Origin of the sequence: Streptococcus sp. FSL E2-3494 (assembly GCF_038007085.1) — a bacterium.
GTDB lineage: Bacteria > Bacillota > Bacilli > Lactobacillales > Streptococcaceae > Streptococcus > Streptococcus thermophilus.
Window position 1 is genome coordinate 1475507 of record NZ_JBBOWN010000001.1, and the last position, 19469, is coordinate 1494975.

Consider the following 19469-nt stretch of genomic DNA (forward strand, 5'->3'; position numbering starts at 1 on the left):
CTAAACTGTTGTACAGTTAGGTTCTGTTGCAAAGTTTCCCAAAAGAGTATAGAAGTCCTAGTTTAACATTTTGACTATGCTGGGATCCCCATCAGAACTTTAATTTCAGTCGACACCGAAAATCCGAAGAGCGTTCCGTTTCTTCGGTTCTTTTTGTATATTCCTCGAATAGTCTCCATGCCCTTAATCGTGGTTGAGGCAGTTCGTAAACTTCGATAAAATTTATTACGGCGCTTAATTGGACGATGGTCCTGCTCAATTAAATTATTGAGATACTTCACTGTCCGATGTTCTGTCTTGGTATATAAACCGTTAATCTGTAGCTTTCTGAATGCAGAACTAATCGATGGTGCTTTATCGGTTACAATCACTCTAGGTTGTCCAAATTGTTTATGGAGCCGTTTTAAGAAAGCATAAGCCGCCTGAGTATCCCGTTTCTTTCGTAACCAAATGTCTAAAGTTAATCCATCAGAATCAATTGCACGATAGAGATAATGCCAACGTCCTTTAATTTTGATATAGGTTTCATCCATTTTCCACGAATAGAAGGACTGTCTATTTTTCTTCTTCCAAAGATGATAGAGGACTTTACTGTACTCTTGAACCCAGCGATAAATCGTAGTGTGACAGACATTGATACCACGGTCATACAGTAGTTCTTGAACTTCACGATAGCTCAGATTGTAACGTAGATAATATCCCACAGCGACAATAATCACATCTTTTTGAAATTGTTTCCCTTTAAAGTGGTTCATTACTCTGTCCTCACTGTCTTTTTACTGAATTTTATACTAAAATAGATTTATTGGTCAACTTTGCAACAGAACCTACAGTTACTTAAATCTTGAGAGTACAAAAACGGTCAAGCGTTTGTGACTCAATCAATACTGGTTGTACAGTTACTTAAATCTTGAGAGTACAAAAACTGGTTATACACTACTTACTTCTACAGCAGTGTTGTACAGTTACTTAAATCTTGAGAGTACAAAAACTACAGAATTAAACCGAGACGGAACTATGAAGTTGTACAGTTACTTAAATCTTGAGAGTACAAAAACTTTTGGGGTATAAGGTATTTAGTTGCACTCGTTGTACAGTTACTTAAATCTTGAGAGTACAAAAACTGGAGCACAAGCCAAGAGCGGAGCTACCATGTTGTACAGTTACTTAAATCTTGAGAGTACAAAAACTGTAGATGACAGAAAACCTATAAAAGCCAGTTGTACAGTTACTTAAATCTTGAGAGTACAAAAACTTGATATCAAAATCAAGGTTGTTAAATTCAGTTGTACAGTTACTTAAATCTTGAGAGTACAAAAACAATAAGTAGCACTTACTCCTCCATCAGCTAGTTGTACAGTTACTTAAATCTTGAGAGTACAAAAACAACAGTTAAGCCGTTATATGTTCCGTCATTGTTGTACAGTTACTTAAATCTTGAGAGTACAAAAACCATTTTACTGAAAGAAATGTCTCTCTTTCCGTTGTACAGTTACTTAAATCTTGAGAGTACAAAAACTTGGTGATCTTTTCACCCAAAACTTCCCGGGGTTGTACAGTTACTTAAATCTTGAGAGTACAAAAACTTGATCAGACTTATTTAATCCGTCTAAACGGTTGTACAGTTACTTAAATCTTGAGAGTACAAAAACTTTGTCTTTTTAACATTTCTATCCATTTCGGTTGTACAGTTACTTAAATCTTGAGAGTACAAAAACTTTAAAAAGGAGTAAAGACCACAATGGAAAGTTGTACAGTTACTTAAATCTTGAGAGTACAAAAACTGATTTCTGGGATTTTAATAGTTCTGATTTGTTGTACAGTTACTTAAATCTTGAGAGTACAAAAACTGTCTCGATAAGAACGTTGTCTTTCTTACTGTTGTACAGTTACTTAAATCTTGAGAGTACAAAAACACTTGAACTTGTTTCTGTGCTAGACGAGCTGTTGTACAGTTACTTAAATCTTGAGAGTACAAAAACTCAAACGTTGAACTATCGACGTAACCTTTGGTTGTACAGTTACTTAAATCTTGAGAGTACAAAAACCAGGTCTTGATGAAGCGTTAGAGGATTGGCGTTGTACAGTTACTTAAATCTTGAGAGTACAAAAACAAGTCGTTCTCGAACTTAAAATAGCGACTTGTTGTACAGTTACTTAAATCTTGAGAGTACAAAAACCCAATACAATCGTCACGCCAGAATTAACAAGTTGTACAGTTACTTAAATCTTGAGAGTACAAAAACAAAGAAATGGGTCGTCCGAAAATGAGATGTGTTGTACAGTTACTTAAATCTTGAGAGTACAAAAACAACAAGAAATCCTTGCAGATATTAATGAATGTTGTACAGTTACTTAAATCTTGAGAGTACAAAAACTTTCTTTAGCATTGTCTTTCATATCATCCCGTTGTACAGTTACTTAAATCTTGAGAGTACAAAAACAATTTAAGCAAGCTCGTAACTAAGTTTGAAGTTGTACAGTTACTTAAATCTTGAGAGTACAAAAACTGCGTTATGGGTACAATGACGACTATAAACGTTGTACAGTTACTTAAATCTTGAGAGTACAAAAACCCTTGTTTCAAAACTGGTTTAACAGTAGAAGTTGTACAGTTACTTAAATCTTGAGAGTACAAAAACAAGTCAGCAATCATTTGTGCTTGTTCTTTTGTTGTACAGTTACTTAAATCTTGAGAGTACAAAAACCAGTAGGTTGTTGTTATTGACGATTGATAGGTTGTACAGTTACTTAAATCTTGAGAGTACAAAAACCATCTTAGGATAGGTACTGGTCATGCCGTAGTTGTACAGTTACTTAAATCTTGAGAGTACAAAAACAACTGCCTTTCTAGTAATTCGTGTAATTCAGTTGTACAGTTACTTAAATCTTGAGAGTACAAAAACTATTACTGCGTTTTGCTGAATGTTTAGGCTGTTGTACAGTTACTTAAATCTTGAGAGTACAAAAACCTCATAACTTAACTAACCTTCTTCCATCTTGTTGTACAGTTACTTAAATCTTGAGAGTACAAAAACAAGTTCTGGCGCTTTAGTCAAGCGACCTATGTTGTACAGTTACTTAAATCTTGAGAGTACAAAAACGCTGACTAATCGTACTATTCAAGGCTTCACGTTGTACAGTTACTTAAATCTTGAGAGTACAAAAACGCATATGTTTTAAAGTATTTACTAGCTTCTGTTGTACAGTTACTTAAATCTTGAGAGTACAAAAACTGTCAGTTTCAAACGCACCACCACCGATATGTTGTACAGTTACTTAAATCTTGAGAGTACAAAAACCCAAGCGATACTTGATACACTCTAGGGGCGTGTTGTACAGTTACTTAAATCTTGAGAGTACAAAAACCGGTTTTGAAAGTGGTGTGATCTACGAGGAGTTGTACAGTTACTTAAATCTTGAGAGTACAAAAACCAAGTATGACAGTGATGGCAACATGGGAGTGTTGTACAGTTACTTAAATCTTGAGAGTACAAAAACAAGGAAAACTAGAAGACAGCTTTACAAGCAGTTGTACAGTTACTTAAATCTTGAGAGTACAAAAACCCCTTCTTTAATCGACACTACAAACCTAAAGTTGTACAGTTACTTAAATCTTGAGAGTACAAAAACAATAGTATAAACATTATACAACAGTTCCCAGTTGTACAGTTACTTAAATCTTGAGAGTACAAAAACATAACTACATGGCAGCATCAAATGATGGTGTTGTACAGTTACTTAAATCTTGAGAGTACAAAAACATTGTCATTGTGTTTGTGCCTCAATTCTGGTTGTACAGTTACTTAAATCTTGAGAGTACAAAAACTATCAGTTTCAAAAGCTCCACCACCGATATGTTGTACAGTTACTTAAATCTTGAGAGTACAAAAACGTAAGTAATTGTGGTGTTACGAATACCGACGTTGTACAGTTACTTAAATCTTGAGAGTACAAAAACAGAAAGAGTTGTCACCTGATGAGACCTTGGGTTGTACAGTTACTTAAATCTTGAGAGTACAAAAACCAATAATGCAAGAAAACTATTTAGATTAGAGTTGTACAGTTACTTAAATCTTGAGAGTACAAAAACTAGCGTTAGAAGAATATGCAAGAAAGGGATGTTGTACAGTTACTTAAATCTTGAGAGTACAAAAACACACTGGACGAACTACTTCCTTCGAGTATTGTTGTACAGTTACTTAAATCTTGAGAGTACAAAAACACGGTGTAGAGACTAAAAAAGTCACTAATGGTTGTACAGTTACTTAAATCTTGAGAGTACAAAAACTAGGAAAATTAGAAGACGAATTTACAAGCGGTTGTACAGTTACTTAAATCTTGAGAGTACAAAAACAAATTGGCAAAGCTTTTGGCGAAGGTGTCTGTTGTACAGTTACTTAAATCTTGAGAGTACAAAAACCTACCAATGTTTCCAATGCACCAGCAGAATGTTGTACAGTTACTTAAATCTTGAGAGTACAAAAACATAAAAAGATATATAACTCTTTGTATAAAGTTGTACAGTTACTTAAATCTTGAGAGTACAAAAACCAGTGTGCTTCTTTTCCATTTCTTTTAATAGTTGTACAGTTACTTAAATCTTGAGAGTACAAAAACCTCAAATGATTTTTGAGATTTTCATACCCACATAGTGATTATAAAATCAATAACTGTTCTTGTCAATCCTTACTTTCTAAAAATTTCTGTAAAAGTTTTTCATCAGATGTTTGTGAATATCTTATACGGTAACTAAAATGAAACAACTGATTTAGGATATTCAATATTACTGAATCAACAAGTGAGAGACTAGGTTGTCTCAGCATTTTTGTCAATAAATAAGGTGTCACAGTTTCTAAAGACATCCTAAAGCCTTCTCTCGTCGGAAAATCATTACTTGGATAATATTTCATTACCCTTTCATACATAAACTCAACATCATACAAATGCTCCACCTGGTCAGATAAAATATTGACGAACCTACTATTTTCTTCATCAATTTTTAAATAGCCTTGGTCACTAGGAAACAAAATAAAGGTTAGGTATGGATACTTCTTGACCAGATGACAGATTTGCCTATAAAAAATAGTATAAGATTCTTCTGAGATAAAGCCATCAATATTTTTTAGCACAATGAGATACTTCTCTGTTATTTGTGAAAGTAGACCGTCTAACATTTCTAGAAAGAGAGAAAGTTTATCAGTATTTGAAACCCATTCAAAAGATAGATTCTTGTTCTCAATGGCAAAAAATGGGCTAAAATTTTTTGTGAGTAGTTGGTCTAGTGTTAGAGGGAGATTCTCCAAATGGTATTCCACCTGTCCACAGTTTAAGTTTATATGCCGATTCATAGCTTCTTCAATAAGCTCTACATGTTCATTAATTTTCTCCAAATGGCCTACAATATCAACTTGATTGACAATTTTACGAAGGTAAGCGTGGGCAAGTGTTCCTTTCTTGTATTCCATCTGCTCCAGTAAATCCTTAAAACTTGAAATGTCGATATAGTGATAGCTATTTCGTTTCACTATTTCTCCAACTTCATCAAGTATGGTAGGCTCCTCATAATCAAAAATACTTAAGTCCTCACTTGAGTATTTTTTTCCACCAAAATACCAGCTCAAAATCTGCCAAATATAATATTTGAGTTCATTATTTTGACCAACAATTTGTGTGATTGCACCGATATTCAATTCAATACGTTCTTTGTAAGGATGTCGTACAAAAAATTTCATATGACCACCAACTTATTATCACTGACGATTTCCTCTTGCTTAGTTTTGCCACCTATAATTAATGTCATCTCTGAAAATTGCTTTTCAGTAACCGCCAAAAGTCTCACATTTCCAGCAGGCAGATTGCTCGTCTTTAGCTTTTTATAAAATTTATTTGCAAAGCTTCTATTAGGACAAGTGCGATAATAGACCGAAAATTGTAACATTTCAAACCCATTTGAAATTAATTCTTTATGAAAATTACGATAAATTCTTTTTTCATCCTTGGATTCCATTGGTAAATCAAAAAAACATAATAATCTCAACGCTTCATACCTCATCTTATTTTCTCCACTCTAAACTTGATACCACTGGGCAGTGGAATTTACTGCTATCTTTTTCCGAAATATATTTGATAAAGCCTTTGACATATTTGTCCATAGCAACTGTCACTGAACAGGTCTCTTTGCCATATTTGATTTTAGCATTGAGTAAATCTGTCAATCCCAACCTATACTCATACTTAAGGAATTCCTGATCTCGTAGATTATCATATACCCAAACATCTACAATCTGTCTAAATGGCTCCATCAAGTCGTCAACCAAATTAAACTGATTGTATTCATTTTTATGGAAGATTCCTAATAGGCCATTTAAACCATAACCCGCCACTATTCTAGCCATCTGAGCCCTCATGATAGCATAGCCATAGTTTAAGCCAGCATTGATGACATCAGCTTCTTGCTGAGTTACTCTGACAAATTGTTTACCAAAGAGCTCATTAAAGTAGACCTTGGCAGCATGTCCTTCTCTATTCGTTCTATCACCAGGTTCTATCTGCTCTTTATAGTCTGAAAGTAATCTAATGTTGTCCAGACTTTTTTCAAACATGGCTAGAACATCCTCTTGGTTATTGATTTTATAATAAGTTACAATCTGCCATGCCTTGTCCTTTTGTTTCTGAGACCAATCCAGCTGTTCTTTCAAGCGCTTGTACGCTCTAAAGTGCCCATTTTGTGAGTGATAAATTCCTGTTGGTAAATGTTCGTTATCGCAAACAACTAAAGCAATATTATATTTACTTAAGGCACTTAATAGACGAAGGGTAACAACTGTATCCCCACCTTCTGCAACGATTATCGAAATATCACTTAGTGGCACCGTAAACTCTTGTCCCATCTTTTGCACTAATAAGTTATCAAGCTTTAAGCGCATCTTCTCGCTTTGACTGACATGTACAACTCTCCAAGTCATTTCTTCTCCTCTTTAAATAACGAAAACACCCTGCCATAAAATGACAGGGTGTTGATTTCGGCATGAAGCCTTATCTTTGTAGCTTCTGCAAGATTTAAGTAACTGTGTAAGGCGTCCCTTACACTATTATTATAGTATATGATAACTATAATTGCAACACTTTTTTAACAATTAATATTAAAAATCTAGCTTAGGCTTATCACCCTCATTTTTGATGATATGCTGATTTCCTAGAACATCCGTTCTTACTTTATAAATAGAAATATTTGATTTTCCTAGCCCTTTTATGCATTGACCACCATTAGCAACGTTACCCAACACTTTAATTAACGCCTCACCTCCTTCAAATTTCTGTTTATCATAAGGTTTTAATTCAACATAATGCTTTTGTTTAGGCATAGTTCGAGAAAGAAAACGGAAAAGCTGTTGTTCTTTTGTTTCTGTTTCTTTAACGAGTAACAAATCATTTTTATAAAGTGTAAACTTGAATTCTGAATCAGAATCCACACCCTCTTTTTTCTTAATGTCATTGTATTTTTCCTGGGAAATCTTATATGTTCCTGTCCCTTTTTCAAATTGTAAATCAGCATATTTCAATCCGAGGATTTCGTATTTTCCAGTAGTATTATTGAAATAGACATCCGCTCTCCATGGAGAAACTGACTGTAAGACAACTTTATTGTTACTATCCTTCGGAGTAATATCAATATGATTGCCTAGCTTACTATCATAGTATTTAAGACTCTTGATTTCAGGACCATTGCCTTTTTTACTATATTTACGAATATAGCCATGTTCTTCTTTATATTTTAGGAAAGGATTACATGGTACCTCTTTCCCTTTTTCATTCATTTGCTTATTAGGATAGTTCTCTAAAATTGGCTCGATAACTTTCTCAAAGGTTTGTGGGTCGTGACGATACATGAGGAATTTTGACTTATCCTTCTTATAAATCTTCATAAAGGCATCATAACCATCCTGAGTATAAATATCTTTGATTTTCCCTAAGACATAAGTTTCATCCGCCTTATCTTTTCCTACTTTAGCCTGTCTTGTCGCATAAATAGTGGCATCTGATATTTTACGATTAAACTTAGAATCCACTTGATAAGAGAATAAGATACTGTCTTCAAATTCTTTACTCTTCAATGTATCAACAAAATGTTGATAAGGGGCTTTGAACACAAATTCCTTGTACTCATCATCACTAATAAGTTCACCTGTTTCAATATCAAGGAGTTGGTCTTCTGAATAACTTACAAGGGTATTCTTTTGTTTTTTCCACAAATTCAACTGACTTGAGGCGGCAATAATCAATGCATCGACAGCATGGTGATGATAAGTATCACGAGTCTTCTCAATTCCCCAATGGCGTCTCAATTGAGATGTAAATTGGCCACGAACCACGGAAACTTTTGTATCAATCTTGTGAGCTCTAAAGTGTTCTTGAAGGGCATTGAGGACAACTCTTGAAGCGTATCTTGTATCTACAAGATTTCGTTCAATAAATTTCTTTCGAACATCAAACTTTGAAATATCTTCTTCTGTAAGGAGGTATTCTTTTTTCTTGTTCGAAAGTGTTTTTGACTCACGTACAAAAGCTTTTAATTCACGGAAAGACCACGCATCATCCATACTATCTAAAGCCTGATAAGGTGTTCGTTGTCCTTTTTCTTGGTTAGCAGTTGCATAAACCAAAACCTTATTTGCAAGGCTATCATCGAATGTGATAGAAAGAGGTAAAATATGATCTACTTCAAACTGATTAGAATTATTTATCAAATCATGGATTGAGATTGTCTTACCAGTATAAAGGCAACGTTCTCCTTGCTGATGCCAAAGGCGGATTTTAGTCGCTAATTGCTTATGACCGTGGAAAACACTATGTGGTAATTCAGCCTTTCCATTATATTGGTTAGCAGCCTTAAGCATTGCTGCATCTTTTTCATCTTTGTTGGCTTTTTGAATCTTTTGAATAGCTTTCTTTTCATCATCTTCATTTGTTTCACGAGCCATTTCGATGACAATATTGTCAAAGTCTCCGTATTCTTTAATCGCCGCATTTACGATTTTTATAGCCTGGCGAACAGACTTAGCAACAACAGGATTATAGATTTCTTCAGTTAATAGTTTTTCATCTATATATTTTGTTTTATTTGAAGACGAAGTCGTTTTTTGTTTTCCAAGTCGTGTCAGGATAGTCATTTGCTCTTCTGACGTCTCATACAATTCTGGAATTAACTCCATCATCAGTTTGACAGAAAAATTATGCCATCCTTTTCCAAAAATGGAACTATTTGCTTTGCGGAATTGAACCAATTCGTCAACTTGCTTCTGGCTAAAGCTACCATCAGCAAATTCATGTTCTAAGGCTTCTTGAATACCTTCCCTCTCAGTGTTTAATGTTAAGACATAGGCTAATTTATCAAGCGTTTCTCTATCCATTTGCTCAATATCTAAGGTTTCAAGCGTTTTCATTTTTCGATAGGCTTCGAAAGTATGAATCTCAGCCTTACCTGATTTGTCGATACGGTATCCCTTGATATCTGCAACATCACAAGAAAGTAACTTAGCGATATATTTAAAAAGTTTCGCTGGCCCCATTGCCTTTTCATTTTTGACATAATTAATGATTTGATTCTTCTGTTCTTTGCTCAACTTTTTGGTTTCAGTAGGAACTGTTAGATTGTTCAAATCATTTAGCAAATTGAATTCTTGAGCCGTGTAGGAAGCTTTTGCTGCTCTAAACTCGTCTGGATAAAATGTACATTTCCCAATTAGAATTCCAAAAATATTGTCTAAAGTTTCTCCATTCGTTCTGTAACGACCATAATCAGTCCGTGACTTTTCATTTCCGGGTCCATGATAATATTTCCGTTTTCCAGTTAAAATTTCGAGATAACGATTAACAAATTCATCTGTAATCTGTGGATTAAATTCTTGTTGAGTTTGCAGTATCCTTAAGGCTTCTGAACGATAAGCTGATGTTGGAAAGACATTAATCAAGCGATGTTTTTTGCCATCTTTCTCAACAGTAAAATCACCACGTAATTGACCATATGTTTGGTAGCGTTCCAACTGTATCTGTCCCGGTGTCTTAGTTTCTAATTGTTTACTATTTTCCTTAACAATTTGTGCATAGTCTCCTATTGATGAATTTCCGTCATCACTAGCATCATCGAGGTAACTAATCCCACGGTGTTTCACCATATTTTTAAGAGCGATAAACAGTTCTTCATTAGACAATTCATCGGTCAAGCCCTTAACTCGTAATTGATATGGGTTAAGATTAATTGAAATCTTCGTAAAATCGGTGATTAATCCACTTTCCTCAAATAGACGATTTAAACGAACTCTACGATGTTTTTTACGTCGTGTCAAGCGTCTTCCTTGACGATTCGTTCTACGTACTAGGTTATTTTCCGCTTGAGCTGCTGGGAAGATGCGTGAGTTTTTATGGATAATTTCTCCTGTCACTTTGTTAAGGATACCTACACCAACAGAACCTATACCGATATCAAGTCCTAAAACTAAGTCACTCATTTAATAATCCCCTTATGCTTTTTTCTAATATTATAAACTAGTATCTGAAAATTCGCAACTTTTTTGTAAACGCTATAATCTATGTTTTAAAAAATCAATTTAATATCATTTTTATCTAAACAACGTTATTCACTTCATTCCGAAACCTAGAAAAAATATAAGTAGTCCTCCCTCTAACGACTTTGCTCATGTAAAAAACCAAGTCAGTTTAGACTTGGTTTTGGATTTTATTTTTGAACAAATGATTTTAAACTACTAACTTGTTGGCAAGGAAATCGGAATATTAAGCTTCACCTTCATCTTACCGTTGGTAACTGTGGCTTGGTCAATCTCGTATCCTATTTCAGGAAGCTTGATCTGGATCTGGTTGTTAACCATGCGAACACCACTACTAGACTGGGCAATGCTCTTCTTGAGATAAGGCAGAACCAGTGATTTTGGAACTGGAAGACGACCCAAGTGGGCACCTACCAAATCTAGTAGGATGACTTCCTTGTTAGTGCTGACCGTAAAATCAAGGCTAAATGTTGATTCGATAGGGCCAAGAGATACGGGAACCTTAGCTGTTAGATAGGAATCATTCAACTCTACGGTACTGTTTTGCAAGGTCTCATCATTAGATTCAGCTATGCTTGCTTTTAGGACTTGACGAAACTGATTACTATCAAGATTAATCTCGGTTGAAAGGCCACCTGATGAGAGGGATGCCCCACCGATACCAGCCTGGGCTAAATCAACAAGAGATGTTTGTGTTGATACATTTTTTAATTGGTCTTGACTATCGATATTGTCCGGAATAAGTAGAGCCACCACTGCCAAAAAGAGCACAATGACGAGGATAAGGAGTCGCTTAAACCATTTCCACATAGGGATACCTCATTTCAATTTTTCACTTTTGACGTCTATTGTACTGTAATCAAGGGAAAAAAGCGAGTAAGAACTGGAAATTCTCTCATATTTTTTTAATCCAATAGGTAGGGTTCAAGAGATTCATAGACCTTTAAGTAGGCATTGGCATATAGGTGAACGCCGTCATAGTTATGCTCTGCTTTCTGCTCTTTTATATCGTCGAACAGCTCAGCATTACAATTAATGAAGTGGTAACCATAGGTTTTGGCGATTTCCTCAAGAGCCTGGTTGCAACGGTCAAGATTTTCAGGTGTCCGCAGTTTCATCCACTGAATTGAGGCCTTGGTCTGCCAAGGCAGATGAAGATTAGCTGGGTAAAAATCTCCATGAGAGAGGAGCCCGTGAAGAGTGTCTCCCCCTTGATAGCAACCTTATTTAGATACTGATAGTTTTTAAGTTTGATTTCTTTTAATTCATCCATGTTAACTTTCTTCTATATAATTTTATCTAAATGAGGGAGAAGGCAAAGAGCAACCCTACAACCGTATTGGCCAAGGCGTGGATAAAGACACTTGGAAGAATGGAGCCATCTGCTTTCTTCTCATTGATAGCACCCAAAACGTAAGCTATGAGACTGATAAAGACCAAGATGGCAAAAGCCCTAAGGTAGCCAGTTAGTTGGATAAACATAAGCGCATGGATGAGCCCAAATAAGAGAGACTGAACGAGATTGGCTCCTAGAAATCCCAGTTTTCCCTGCACCATTTTCAAAAGAAAACCTCTAAAGAAGATTTCTTCTGGCAAGGCAGTCCCTAAGATAGCGAAGGCTAGAATGGCAGGAAGTGCTCCAATTCCCTTCCCAGAAAAATCTGCTGTGGCCGTTTTGCTAGAGGCGAACTAACTAAAGACCACAATCGAGAAAATAAGAAAAAGTAGACTAATACCCAAAATGGTCAGTACTAATTGTCTCTTCTTCTGACTCTCAACTTTCTTCAACCCAATCCAGTCAAAGAAACCGACCTTTTTCCTGCTCCTAATTAACCAAGTGATAAAAGGAATGACAGAGACTATGAGCAGTTCCATAATACCGCTCATCAGTTTAGACATAAATAGGGTCATGAGTTTGTCCTCCATTTCTAATCAAAAGACAGCTTCGTTCTTTTGAAAACGATTACCTTTACACCTTGATTATACTACTTTTTAGGGGAAGAAAAAGCTCATTTTCACCAGTCTTGCCAGGTTTCTTTGGCACGAATCACCCGGTCTTGCTTATAGTCAATATGGTAAACACGCCAGCCACCAATCCAATCGTCGGCCAGCTTGTACTCAACACTTCCTTGAAGGTCATCGCCCTTGCCCAAGAGTTTCTCTACTTCTTCTCTCGTCATGCCCTCAAGCTGATACTGCCGATGAAAACTCCACATGAGTTTATGGCGCATGTAATCAGGTGTATGAGCCCATTTTTCAGGAGTAAATACCCTATCACGAGGGATGATAATAGCAAAATGAACCAGACAAATGATTTCAATGATTAAGCAAAAGCCTTTTAGTCTCTTACGTCTGGTTTCTGGGGTGAGGTAGGCAATAGGACTACCTGACTTTCTCTTGTTTCCAATAATCGTCCAAAATCACTGAGTGCTCTTTTGAAAAGCGAATACGGATATCTCTGGCAACTTGTTGGGATACACGTGCGACATTTGTCAATTCTAATCCTAGCTCAGGTGTGTCGTGTTCCAAACGATACTTGTCATCCTCGGATTCAACAAAGATAAAACTCGTTGACCCTTTTTCGCTATAAGTGAGATAGAGACTATCGTAGGATACTGGAAGTTGTACCAAGGCATCCCAGATGTCACTGTCACTTGGGTTTGTAATCGTCGCTTAGTCTACCTGATCCGCTGTCGATATACGTATGACAAAGCCTTCTGCTACTTTCTTTTTAGGTGCAAGCCACTTAAACAAACTCATCGTTTTCCTCCTTTAGATGATGATTCCTTTTTGCTTGAGATTGTCCAGACATTCCTGTAAATAGGTGGCATCATGCTCTGGATAAATAATGGCTGGTAGTTTCTCCACTTCAAGCTTGTCGTAGGCTGGCATTTGCTTGCCTCGATACTCCTTGTCTAGCCACTCAGGGCTAACACGATAGCCACGTTTCGTCATTTCTTGCATAATAAGCTCATGGTATTTAAACAGGCGATATGGAGAATAATCAAAAACATAGTTAACCGTCGCATGTTTTCGTTGCCATCCCTTGCCACGAAGGGCACAACATTCTCGGTGCTGCCCTAATAATTGCTGACGAGGTAGTTTTGCAATCAACTCTTGATGCCACAGTCTCATTTTGAACCCCCATTAATTAAGGTTGACTCCTCCAGATAGCGATTAGGATACGTGATGAGGAGCTCTTTGACGGATTCCACCAAACGGGTCTGAGGAATTTGGCCTGTCGCATAGCTATCCAATTGGGCCATGAACATTTCCTTCTCGTTAGCAGTCGCCTTTTTCTTAAAATACCCCCAAATATGTTGGAAGGTATTGACGACCTGACCAGGATTTTCAGGAAGGGCTAGGGCTTGATCAATGTAGGCTTGAACCTGATCCAAACGAACCTTATCATTCTTGAGATAGTTACGGATTTCTAAGTAAATCTTGTTTGAATGGCTGAGTACCAGGTACTTATTGGCTGCCCAAAGTCGCTCGCACTGGTGACGTGGATTAGTTGTTGTCATTAGGGACATTCCTTCTTGCTTTTTTTATCAGTATAGCATAGTTTAAATAGAGATAACAGATTATGCCTTTGAGAATCCGACGATTAATCTTCAAATATTTTCAGAAAAGAGGTTTCGCTTGCCCTCTATGTAAGCGTTTTCCATATTTAAGGCATCAAAGAAAGGAGACGAGCCTATGACATTGTCCAAAAAAACTCACACTTTCTCTTGCCTCTGTGGCAGTTCTTGGTCTATTAGCAGCCTGCTCAAACCAAAAAGCTCAAACACCTGAAAGCTCTGCTAGCACCCAACAAAGTTCAAGTAAGGTTTTATCTTCACAAAGTTCTGAAGCCTCTAAACAGACTGAAGGACTAGACGGCACCTATAAAGGAACTGATGAAAATGATCGCATTACTCTTACCATCTCTGGAAATACTGGAACTTGAGAAGAGGATGAGGCAGATGGAGAGAAGGAAAGCAAGCCTGTAACTGTTAACTCTGACAATCAAAGTCTGACAATGGGTGACGACACCAAATACTATAAACTCGACGGTAATCAGTTGACTATCGAAGATGGTGACCATAATCCAAATGATATGGTTGTCTTGACGAAATAAGATGAAAAACCTTAGCCAAACCACTCTATGGAATTTAGCTAAGGTTTTTTATGTTATACTATAGGTAGAATGAAAACGGATACAAAGAGGAGGTTGACGATGACTCAAAGAAGATTATGGGTGATGCTATTTGTTATGTCGATTATTGTAACTCTTATTGGTTTGGGATTTTCTGTCTATAACTACTATGTCTTCGATAAACCTTTTATGACTACCACTACCAAAGGTTTATTAGCTTCATTTTTCCTGTGTGCGACAATGGTCGTCATCAGCCTATCCAAATCAAATAAGAAGTAAAGATAAGAAAGAGGTATAAGTTTGTAGACTTATACCTCTTTTGATACAACATTATTTAATCTTGTGTTTGTTCATCTTTTCTTCAAAGATGGCTGTCATAATCTTACGTAACTCTTGACTGACGTTAAGTCAAGTTTTTAGAGTAACAAACGTAGAATTTTAATCTATTTATTTTAAGCACTTACCTTTTCAAATTGATTAGGTGTAGGATACCCTAAACTTTGATGGATTCGTTTTGAATTATAAAAGGCTTCGATGTACCAGAAAATACTCTGATAGGCTTCTTCAAAGTTCTTATATTTAAATTGATACACCCACTCTCTTTTTAAATGTCCATGCCAAAATTCAAGACTGGCATTATGATAAGGGTATCCCCTTCAACTGAAAGAGTGAGCCATCCCATAATACTTAAGCAACTCTTCATACTCTAGACTCGTATACTGGCTTCCTTGGTCAGAATGAAGAATAACAGCTTCTGGATAGTCTTGTGATTTAATGGCCTTATTTAAAGTTCTTTGCACTAATTCTACAGTCATTCGCTTGCCCAAATCCCAAGCAATGACTTTTTTAGTATAACGATCCATAATGGTTGAGAGATAAGCCCATCCTTGTTGAGTAGGAATATAAGTAATGTCGGTTGACCAAACCTTATTTTTCTTTGTAGGTTCAGTCTGTATGAGATTTTTTCGATTGATGTGATCACTTAGTGAGTATCCAGGCTTAAATTTCTTAATGACTACAGACTTGAGTTGAAGTTGCTTCATTAGCTTCTGTACGAGTTTTAACCCGACTTTTTCCCCTTGTTTAAGTAGAGGATGATGAATTTTAGGAGCACCATAGATTCCTCGGTTAGCATTGAAGAGTTGAGAAATTTTGAGTGACAGGTATTGTCTCCTTAATTGAGTTTTAGATGGATGTCGGTTAATCCGTTCATAATAACTTGATTCAGGAACATCAAGGAGTTGACAGCTTAGTCTGACATTGAGTGCTAAAGTTTGTATGGTTTGAGCCATATCCGCAGCACTCACTTCTTTTTCTCGGCGAATATGGTCAATACTTTTTTTAAGATGTCTCGTTCTTCCTTAACTTTAGCCAGTTGTCTTTTTAATTCTAGAAAATCAGCTTTAGAGACGGAGCTTTCATTAGATTTAGAGCAGAGGTCTATCCATTTATAAATTGTTGCAGGGGCCACGTCGTATTCTTTAGACAGCTGGGTGACGGATTGACCAGAATGATAGAAGGCGATAAGGGTTTCTTTAAATTCTTTTGAATAGCGTTTTTTCATGTTTTTGTCCTTTGTCTAAATTATACAATAGTGACTCTAAGATTTAAGGATAACATCAAACCTACAGATAACGAAATACTTCAATTAACAGACTACCTTTTTAAAGTTGACCAATGGGGGTATTATGAAATTATCTTACTAGGAAATTGTGCAAGAACTATTGAATACAATTCATTTTTTCTATTAACAAAAGAAATGGTGAAGAACCATATCTAGGTAGTGTAAAATAAGTTGTGTAAACACAAAAAAGGAATAAATCCGTTATAGTAGAGTTGCAAAACATTACTAGAAAGAGATTTATTCCTATGACTCAGTTTACCACAGAACTACTTAACTTCCTAGCCCAAAAGCAAGATATTGATGAATTTTTCCGTACTTCTCTTGAAACAGCTATGAATGATCTGCTTCAAGCAGAGTTATCAGCCTTTTTAGGGTATGAACCTTACGATAAATTAGGCTATAATTCTGGGAATAGTCGTAACGGAAGCTATGCACGGAAAATTAGGCTATAATTCTGGGAATAGTCGTAACGGAAGCTATGCACGGAAATTCGAAACCAAATATGGGACTGTTCAGTTGAGTATTCCTAGAGATCGTAATGGGAACTTTAGTCCAGCTTTGCTTCCCGCTTATGGACGTCGAGATGACCACTTGGAAGAGATGGTTATCAAACTCTATCAAACCGGTGTAACGACTCGAGAAATTAGTGATATCATCGAGCGAATGTATGGTCATCACTATAGTCCTGCCACAATTTCTAATATCTCAAAAGCAACTCAGGAGAATGTCGCTACTTTTCATGAGCGAAGCTTAGAAGCCAATTACTCTGTTTTATTTCTTGACGGAACCTATCTCCCCTTAAGACTTGGAACCGTTAGTAAAGAATGTATTCATATCGCACTTGGCATTACACCAGAAGGACAGAAGGCTGTTCTTAGATATGAAATCGCCCCAAATGAAAACAATGCTTCTTGGTCCACCCTGTTAGACAAGCTTCAAAACCAAGGAATCCAACAGGTTTCTCTTGTAGTGACCGATGGCTTCAAGGGGCTTGAAGAGATTATCAATCAGGCTTACCCATTAGCTAAACAACAACGTTGCTTAATTCATATTAGTCGAAATCTAGCTAGTAAAGTGAAACGAGCAGATAGAGCGGTTATTCTGGAGCAATTTAAAACGATTTATCGTGCTGAAAATTTAGAAATGGCAGTGCAAGCTTTAGAGAACTTTATCGCCGAATGGAAACCAAAGTATAGGAAAGTCATGGAAAGTCTGGAGAATACGGATAATCTTTTAACTTTTTATCAGTTTCCCTACCAGATTTGGCATAGCATTTATTCGACAAACCTCATTGAGTCTCTTAACAAAGAAATCAAACGTCAAACGAAAAAGAAGGTTCTTTTTCCTAACGAGGAGGCTCTGGAACGTTATTTAGTTACCCTGTTTGAAGATTATAATTTCAAGCAAAATCAACGCATCCATAAAGGGTTTGGCCAATGTGCTGACACACTTGAAAGCTTATTTGATTAACATTCTTCAACTCTACTTGAGTGTTTACACATAATTATTGACAGTATCCAGTTTTTTAATCACTGAAATAAAAAAACTATTAACTAATAAATTCAATTTCTACGAAGAAACCGTATTTCTTTATGCTACTGGATATTTTGAATTTAAGAAAGGTTCAAATAATGATATGACCAAAATGAAACAGGCTATACAAGTTTTCGAACTTTTAGGAGAAAATGAGTTAAAAGAGCAATACACCGAACATTACTCTAAAATTGTTAATTAGATTTTAAAACGATAATCGAAAAAAGAAAGGATCAGTACCAATGTTGTCCTTTCTTTTTTGATATTTATAATGATGAATATCTATTTTTTAAGGTTACTAAAGCCAATTCCTATAAAATTGAAATCCTCAATTAGCTCATTCTTAGCTACAGCATCTCACCGTGAATGAAATATTCGAGACGTTTAGCTGCGTTTTACCAATAAACTCACACTAAGCGGTTCGGACTTACCGTATCATCTCGTCGGTGTACCTCCTCATTCTACGAGTCCTATACCCCAGGGCACCTTCTCGACCTTCGGTCTCACCTTGTCGCATGGGCGGAACATCTGCTTCTACTTCGCTGAGGTCTCAGCTCGTAAAAGCAGTGAGACTGCCTCCACATGTGATGCTAGAAAATATCTATATTATAGACCAAAACTTTTGTTCTTTTCTCAATTAGATAATTTTTTAGTTCAGTACAATTTTGGTAAGGTACGTTTTATTAATTTATCGAACAAATTGATACATCTCCAAGTCCAAAAGAGAAATTGTCAAAGATATCCTGGAATTAGTTGCCCTGTCTGGCTCATAAGAGCAAAGTCAACGCCTAATTCACGAATGAGACAGGGACACAGTGTAAATCCATTTTTCTCAATGATAAGAGCCAAGTCCAAAGAAGGGAATTCGCTCCTCCTTTGGAAAGGACTGCTTATACAAGTCGCTGATGATTCCCCAGTGTTTAAAAGGATTAAATTTAATTTGTTTTAAGGTCATAAATTTCTCCTTAATTCCACCATCTGGCAAAATAGAAGCCTTTTTAAATATAACTCACGCCACGCCTTCGCAACATTCTTTAGTTTAACAATTGAATCTCTTCTTTGACATATCCTTCTACATCTTCAATCTCTACAAATAGTGGGTCTAAGTGGCATAAGAATTTCCAATCTTCGGTACCTTTTTTTCTATAGAGAATCGCTTCGCCGTCTTCACTTCCGAAAAAGCTTCTGTCGGCCTCATATCCACAGCGTTCTAGAAAGTCTTTTGCCTTGCGATAGTTCGCTTCTCTTGCTTCGACATAGGCTTTCACTTCATCGTTGTTAACGACATACGCGTCGATTTTTGAATATCCTTCAATCACTTTATCGTTTTTAACGGATAGATTCGAAATTTCTTTCCAAATAATATCCACATTTTCTTCAGAATTAAACGAAAATCTAGATAGAGGGACAATATTTCCGTTAAAGACAATTTCCATATAATCCGGCAAGTATTTTGGGTTCACAAACTCCACCCCAAACCCATCTTCTGTTTCTAAAGTATACCCCGGGATTTGAGCTACAAACGCTCTCCCCTCTTCTAAAGAATCAAACGCGACTAAATCCTTTTGATAATCACCTTGATACAATTCCAATATAACCATCGATA

At 36.3% G+C, this 19469-nt stretch carries 17 protein-coding genes, 4 pseudogenes and 1 CRISPR repeat array; of the genes and pseudogenes, 5 read left to right on the forward strand and 16 right to left on the reverse strand.

From position 1 onward, the window contains the following. Positions 1-74: 74 nt before the first annotated feature. From NST05_RS07625 to NST05_RS07685, 13 genes are all read right to left on the reverse strand, one after another. Positions 75-755, reverse strand: coding sequence for an IS6 family transposase (locus NST05_RS07625; protein ID WP_014621307.1), 681 nt, complete (start codon positions 753-755; stop codon positions 75-77). A 69-nt stretch (positions 756-824) separates the two neighbouring features. Next, a CRISPR array of direct repeats spans positions 825-4620; the repeat unit is 36 nt; unit sequence GTTGTACAGTTACTTAAATCTTGAGAGTACAAAAAC. A gap of 62 nt (positions 4621-4682) precedes the next feature. After that, positions 4683-5735, reverse strand: coding sequence for a CRISPR-associated protein Csn2-St (gene csn2-St / locus NST05_RS07630; protein WP_340742972.1), 1053 nt, complete (start codon positions 5733-5735; stop codon positions 4683-4685). Continuing rightward, positions 5732-6055: a CRISPR-associated endonuclease Cas2 gene (gene cas2 / locus NST05_RS07635; RefSeq protein ID WP_084828665.1), complete on the reverse strand. Its 324-nt coding sequence runs from the start codon at positions 6053-6055 to the stop codon at positions 5732-5734. Before cas2 ends, csn2-St begins: the two co-directional genes overlap by 4 nt. A 1-nt stretch (position 6056) precedes the next feature. Beyond that, positions 6057-6968, reverse strand: a complete 912-nt coding sequence (gene cas1, locus NST05_RS07640) for a type II CRISPR-associated endonuclease Cas1 (protein WP_011227029.1) — start codon at positions 6966-6968, stop codon at positions 6057-6059. A gap of 177 nt (positions 6969-7145) precedes the next feature. After that, complete coding sequence (gene cas9, locus NST05_RS07645) at positions 7146-10511, reverse strand: type II CRISPR RNA-guided endonuclease Cas9 (protein ID WP_084828664.1); 3366 nt, start codon at positions 10509-10511, stop codon at positions 7146-7148. A 255-nt stretch (positions 10512-10766) separates the two neighbouring features. Next, positions 10767-11378 (reverse strand): hypothetical protein, encoded by a 612-nt coding sequence (locus NST05_RS07650; protein WP_024704046.1) that lies wholly within the window; start codon positions 11376-11378, stop codon positions 10767-10769. Between the two features lie 95 nt (positions 11379-11473). Further along, positions 11474-11686, reverse strand: a complete 213-nt coding sequence (locus NST05_RS07655) for a hypothetical protein (RefSeq protein ID WP_223899721.1) — start codon at positions 11684-11686, stop codon at positions 11474-11476. 181 nt (positions 11687-11867) lie between these two features. After that, positions 11868-12212, reverse strand: coding sequence for a CPBP family intramembrane glutamic endopeptidase (locus NST05_RS07660; RefSeq protein ID WP_308443139.1), 345 nt, complete (start codon positions 12210-12212; stop codon positions 11868-11870). A 45-nt stretch (positions 12213-12257) separates the two neighbouring features. Beyond that, entirely contained in the window at positions 12258-12479 is a 222-nt protein-coding gene (locus tag NST05_RS07665) for a hypothetical protein (RefSeq protein WP_224107509.1), read from the reverse strand. Positions 12480-12583: 104 nt separating this feature from the next. Further along, positions 12584-12748 (reverse strand): hypothetical protein, encoded by a 165-nt coding sequence (locus NST05_RS07670; protein ID WP_223899722.1) that lies wholly within the window; start codon positions 12746-12748, stop codon positions 12584-12586. Between the two features lie 202 nt (positions 12749-12950). Then, complete coding sequence (locus NST05_RS07675; RefSeq protein WP_223899723.1) at positions 12951-13199, reverse strand: hypothetical protein; 249 nt, start codon at positions 13197-13199, stop codon at positions 12951-12953. 141 nt (positions 13200-13340) lie between these two features. Next, entirely contained in the window at positions 13341-13703 is a 363-nt protein-coding gene (locus NST05_RS07680) for a TIGR02328 family protein (RefSeq protein WP_024704043.1), read from the reverse strand. Next, a complete protein-coding gene (locus NST05_RS07685) occupies positions 13700-14092 on the reverse strand; it encodes a YbgA family protein (protein ID WP_024704042.1) in 393 nt (130 codons plus the stop codon). Before NST05_RS07685 ends, NST05_RS07680 begins: the two co-directional genes overlap by 4 nt. Before the next feature lie 215 nt (positions 14093-14307). Between NST05_RS07685 and NST05_RS11100 the strand changes: the two genes are divergently transcribed. After that, positions 14308-14517, forward strand: a complete 210-nt coding sequence (locus tag NST05_RS11100) for a hypothetical protein (protein ID WP_373368731.1) — start codon at positions 14308-14310, stop codon at positions 14515-14517. Between the two features lie 270 nt (positions 14518-14787). After that, positions 14788-14985 (forward strand): hypothetical protein, encoded by a 198-nt coding sequence (locus NST05_RS07695; RefSeq protein ID WP_024704041.1) that lies wholly within the window; start codon positions 14788-14790, stop codon positions 14983-14985. Between the two features lie 173 nt (positions 14986-15158). Here the strand turns inward: NST05_RS07695 and NST05_RS07700 are convergent. Further along, positions 15159-16270: pseudogene (locus tag NST05_RS07700) on the reverse strand (IS3 family transposase). 51 nt (positions 16271-16321) lie between these two features. On the opposite strand from NST05_RS07700, the pseudogene NST05_RS07705 reads away from it, so the two are divergent. The 3 pseudogenes from NST05_RS07705 to NST05_RS07715 form a co-directional block, all read left to right on the forward strand. Beyond that, positions 16322-16483 (forward strand): annotated as a pseudogene (locus tag NST05_RS07705) (Rgg family transcriptional regulator); the annotation flags it as partial. Between the two features lie 92 nt (positions 16484-16575). Next, positions 16576-17800: pseudogene (locus tag NST05_RS07710) on the forward strand (IS256 family transposase). A gap of 49 nt (positions 17801-17849) precedes the next feature. Then, positions 17850-18065: pseudogene (locus NST05_RS07715) on the forward strand (Rgg family transcriptional regulator); the annotation flags it as partial. 630 nt (positions 18066-18695) lie between these two features. Here the strand turns inward: NST05_RS07715 and NST05_RS07720 are convergent. Both NST05_RS07720 and NST05_RS07725 read right to left on the reverse strand, forming a co-directional pair. Beyond that, a complete protein-coding gene (locus NST05_RS07720; protein WP_255408482.1) occupies positions 18696-18818 on the reverse strand; it encodes a hypothetical protein in 123 nt (40 codons plus the stop codon). Between the two features lie 79 nt (positions 18819-18897). Next, complete coding sequence (locus tag NST05_RS07725) at positions 18898-19464, reverse strand: hypothetical protein (RefSeq protein ID WP_024704036.1); 567 nt, start codon at positions 19462-19464, stop codon at positions 18898-18900. Positions 19465-19469: the final 5 nt, after the last annotated feature.

Excerpts from the sequence above, each read along its gene's own strand:
- NST05_RS07650 (WP_024704046.1), bottom strand. The coding sequence starts at position 11,378 with ATGTGGAAATGGTTTAAGCGACTCCTTATCCTCGTCATTGTGCTCTTT.
- NST05_RS07655 (WP_223899721.1), bottom strand. The coding sequence starts at position 11,686 with ATGAAACTGCGGACACCTGAAAATCTTGACCGTTGCAACCAGGCTCTT.
- NST05_RS07685 (WP_024704042.1), bottom strand. The coding sequence starts at position 14,092 with ATGACAACAACTAATCCACGTCACCAGTGCGAGCGACTTTGGGCAGCC.
- cas1 (WP_011227029.1), bottom strand. The coding sequence starts at position 6,968 with ATGACTTGGAGAGTTGTACATGTCAGTCAAAGCGAGAAGATGCGCTTA.
- NST05_RS07665 (WP_224107509.1), bottom strand. The coding sequence starts at position 12,479 with ATGACCCTATTTATGTCTAAACTGATGAGCGGTATTATGGAACTGCTC.
- NST05_RS07720 (WP_255408482.1), bottom strand. The coding sequence starts at position 18,818 with ATGACCTTAAAACAAATTAAATTTAATCCTTTTAAACACTGGGGAATC.
- NST05_RS07670 (WP_223899722.1), bottom strand. The coding sequence starts at position 12,748 with ATGACGAGAGAAGAAGTAGAGAAACTCTTGGGCAAGGGCGATGACCTT.
- NST05_RS07625 (WP_014621307.1), bottom strand. The coding sequence starts at position 755 with ATGAACCACTTTAAAGGGAAACAATTTCAAAAAGATGTGATTATTGTC.
- NST05_RS07725 (WP_024704036.1), bottom strand. The coding sequence starts at position 19,464 with ATGGTTATATTGGAATTGTATCAAGGTGATTATCAAAAGGATTTAGTC.
- NST05_RS07695 (WP_024704041.1), top strand. The coding sequence starts at position 14,788 with ATGACTCAAAGAAGATTATGGGTGATGCTATTTGTTATGTCGATTATT.
- NST05_RS07680 (WP_024704043.1), bottom strand. The coding sequence starts at position 13,703 with ATGAGACTGTGGCATCAAGAGTTGATTGCAAAACTACCTCGTCAGCAA.
- csn2-St (WP_340742972.1), bottom strand. The coding sequence starts at position 5,735 with ATGAAATTTTTTGTACGACATCCTTACAAAGAACGTATTGAATTGAAT.
- cas9 (WP_084828664.1), bottom strand. The coding sequence starts at position 10,511 with ATGAGTGACTTAGTTTTAGGACTTGATATCGGTATAGGTTCTGTTGGT.
- cas2 (WP_084828665.1), bottom strand. The coding sequence starts at position 6,055 with ATGAGGTATGAAGCGTTGAGATTATTATGTTTTTTTGATTTACCAATG.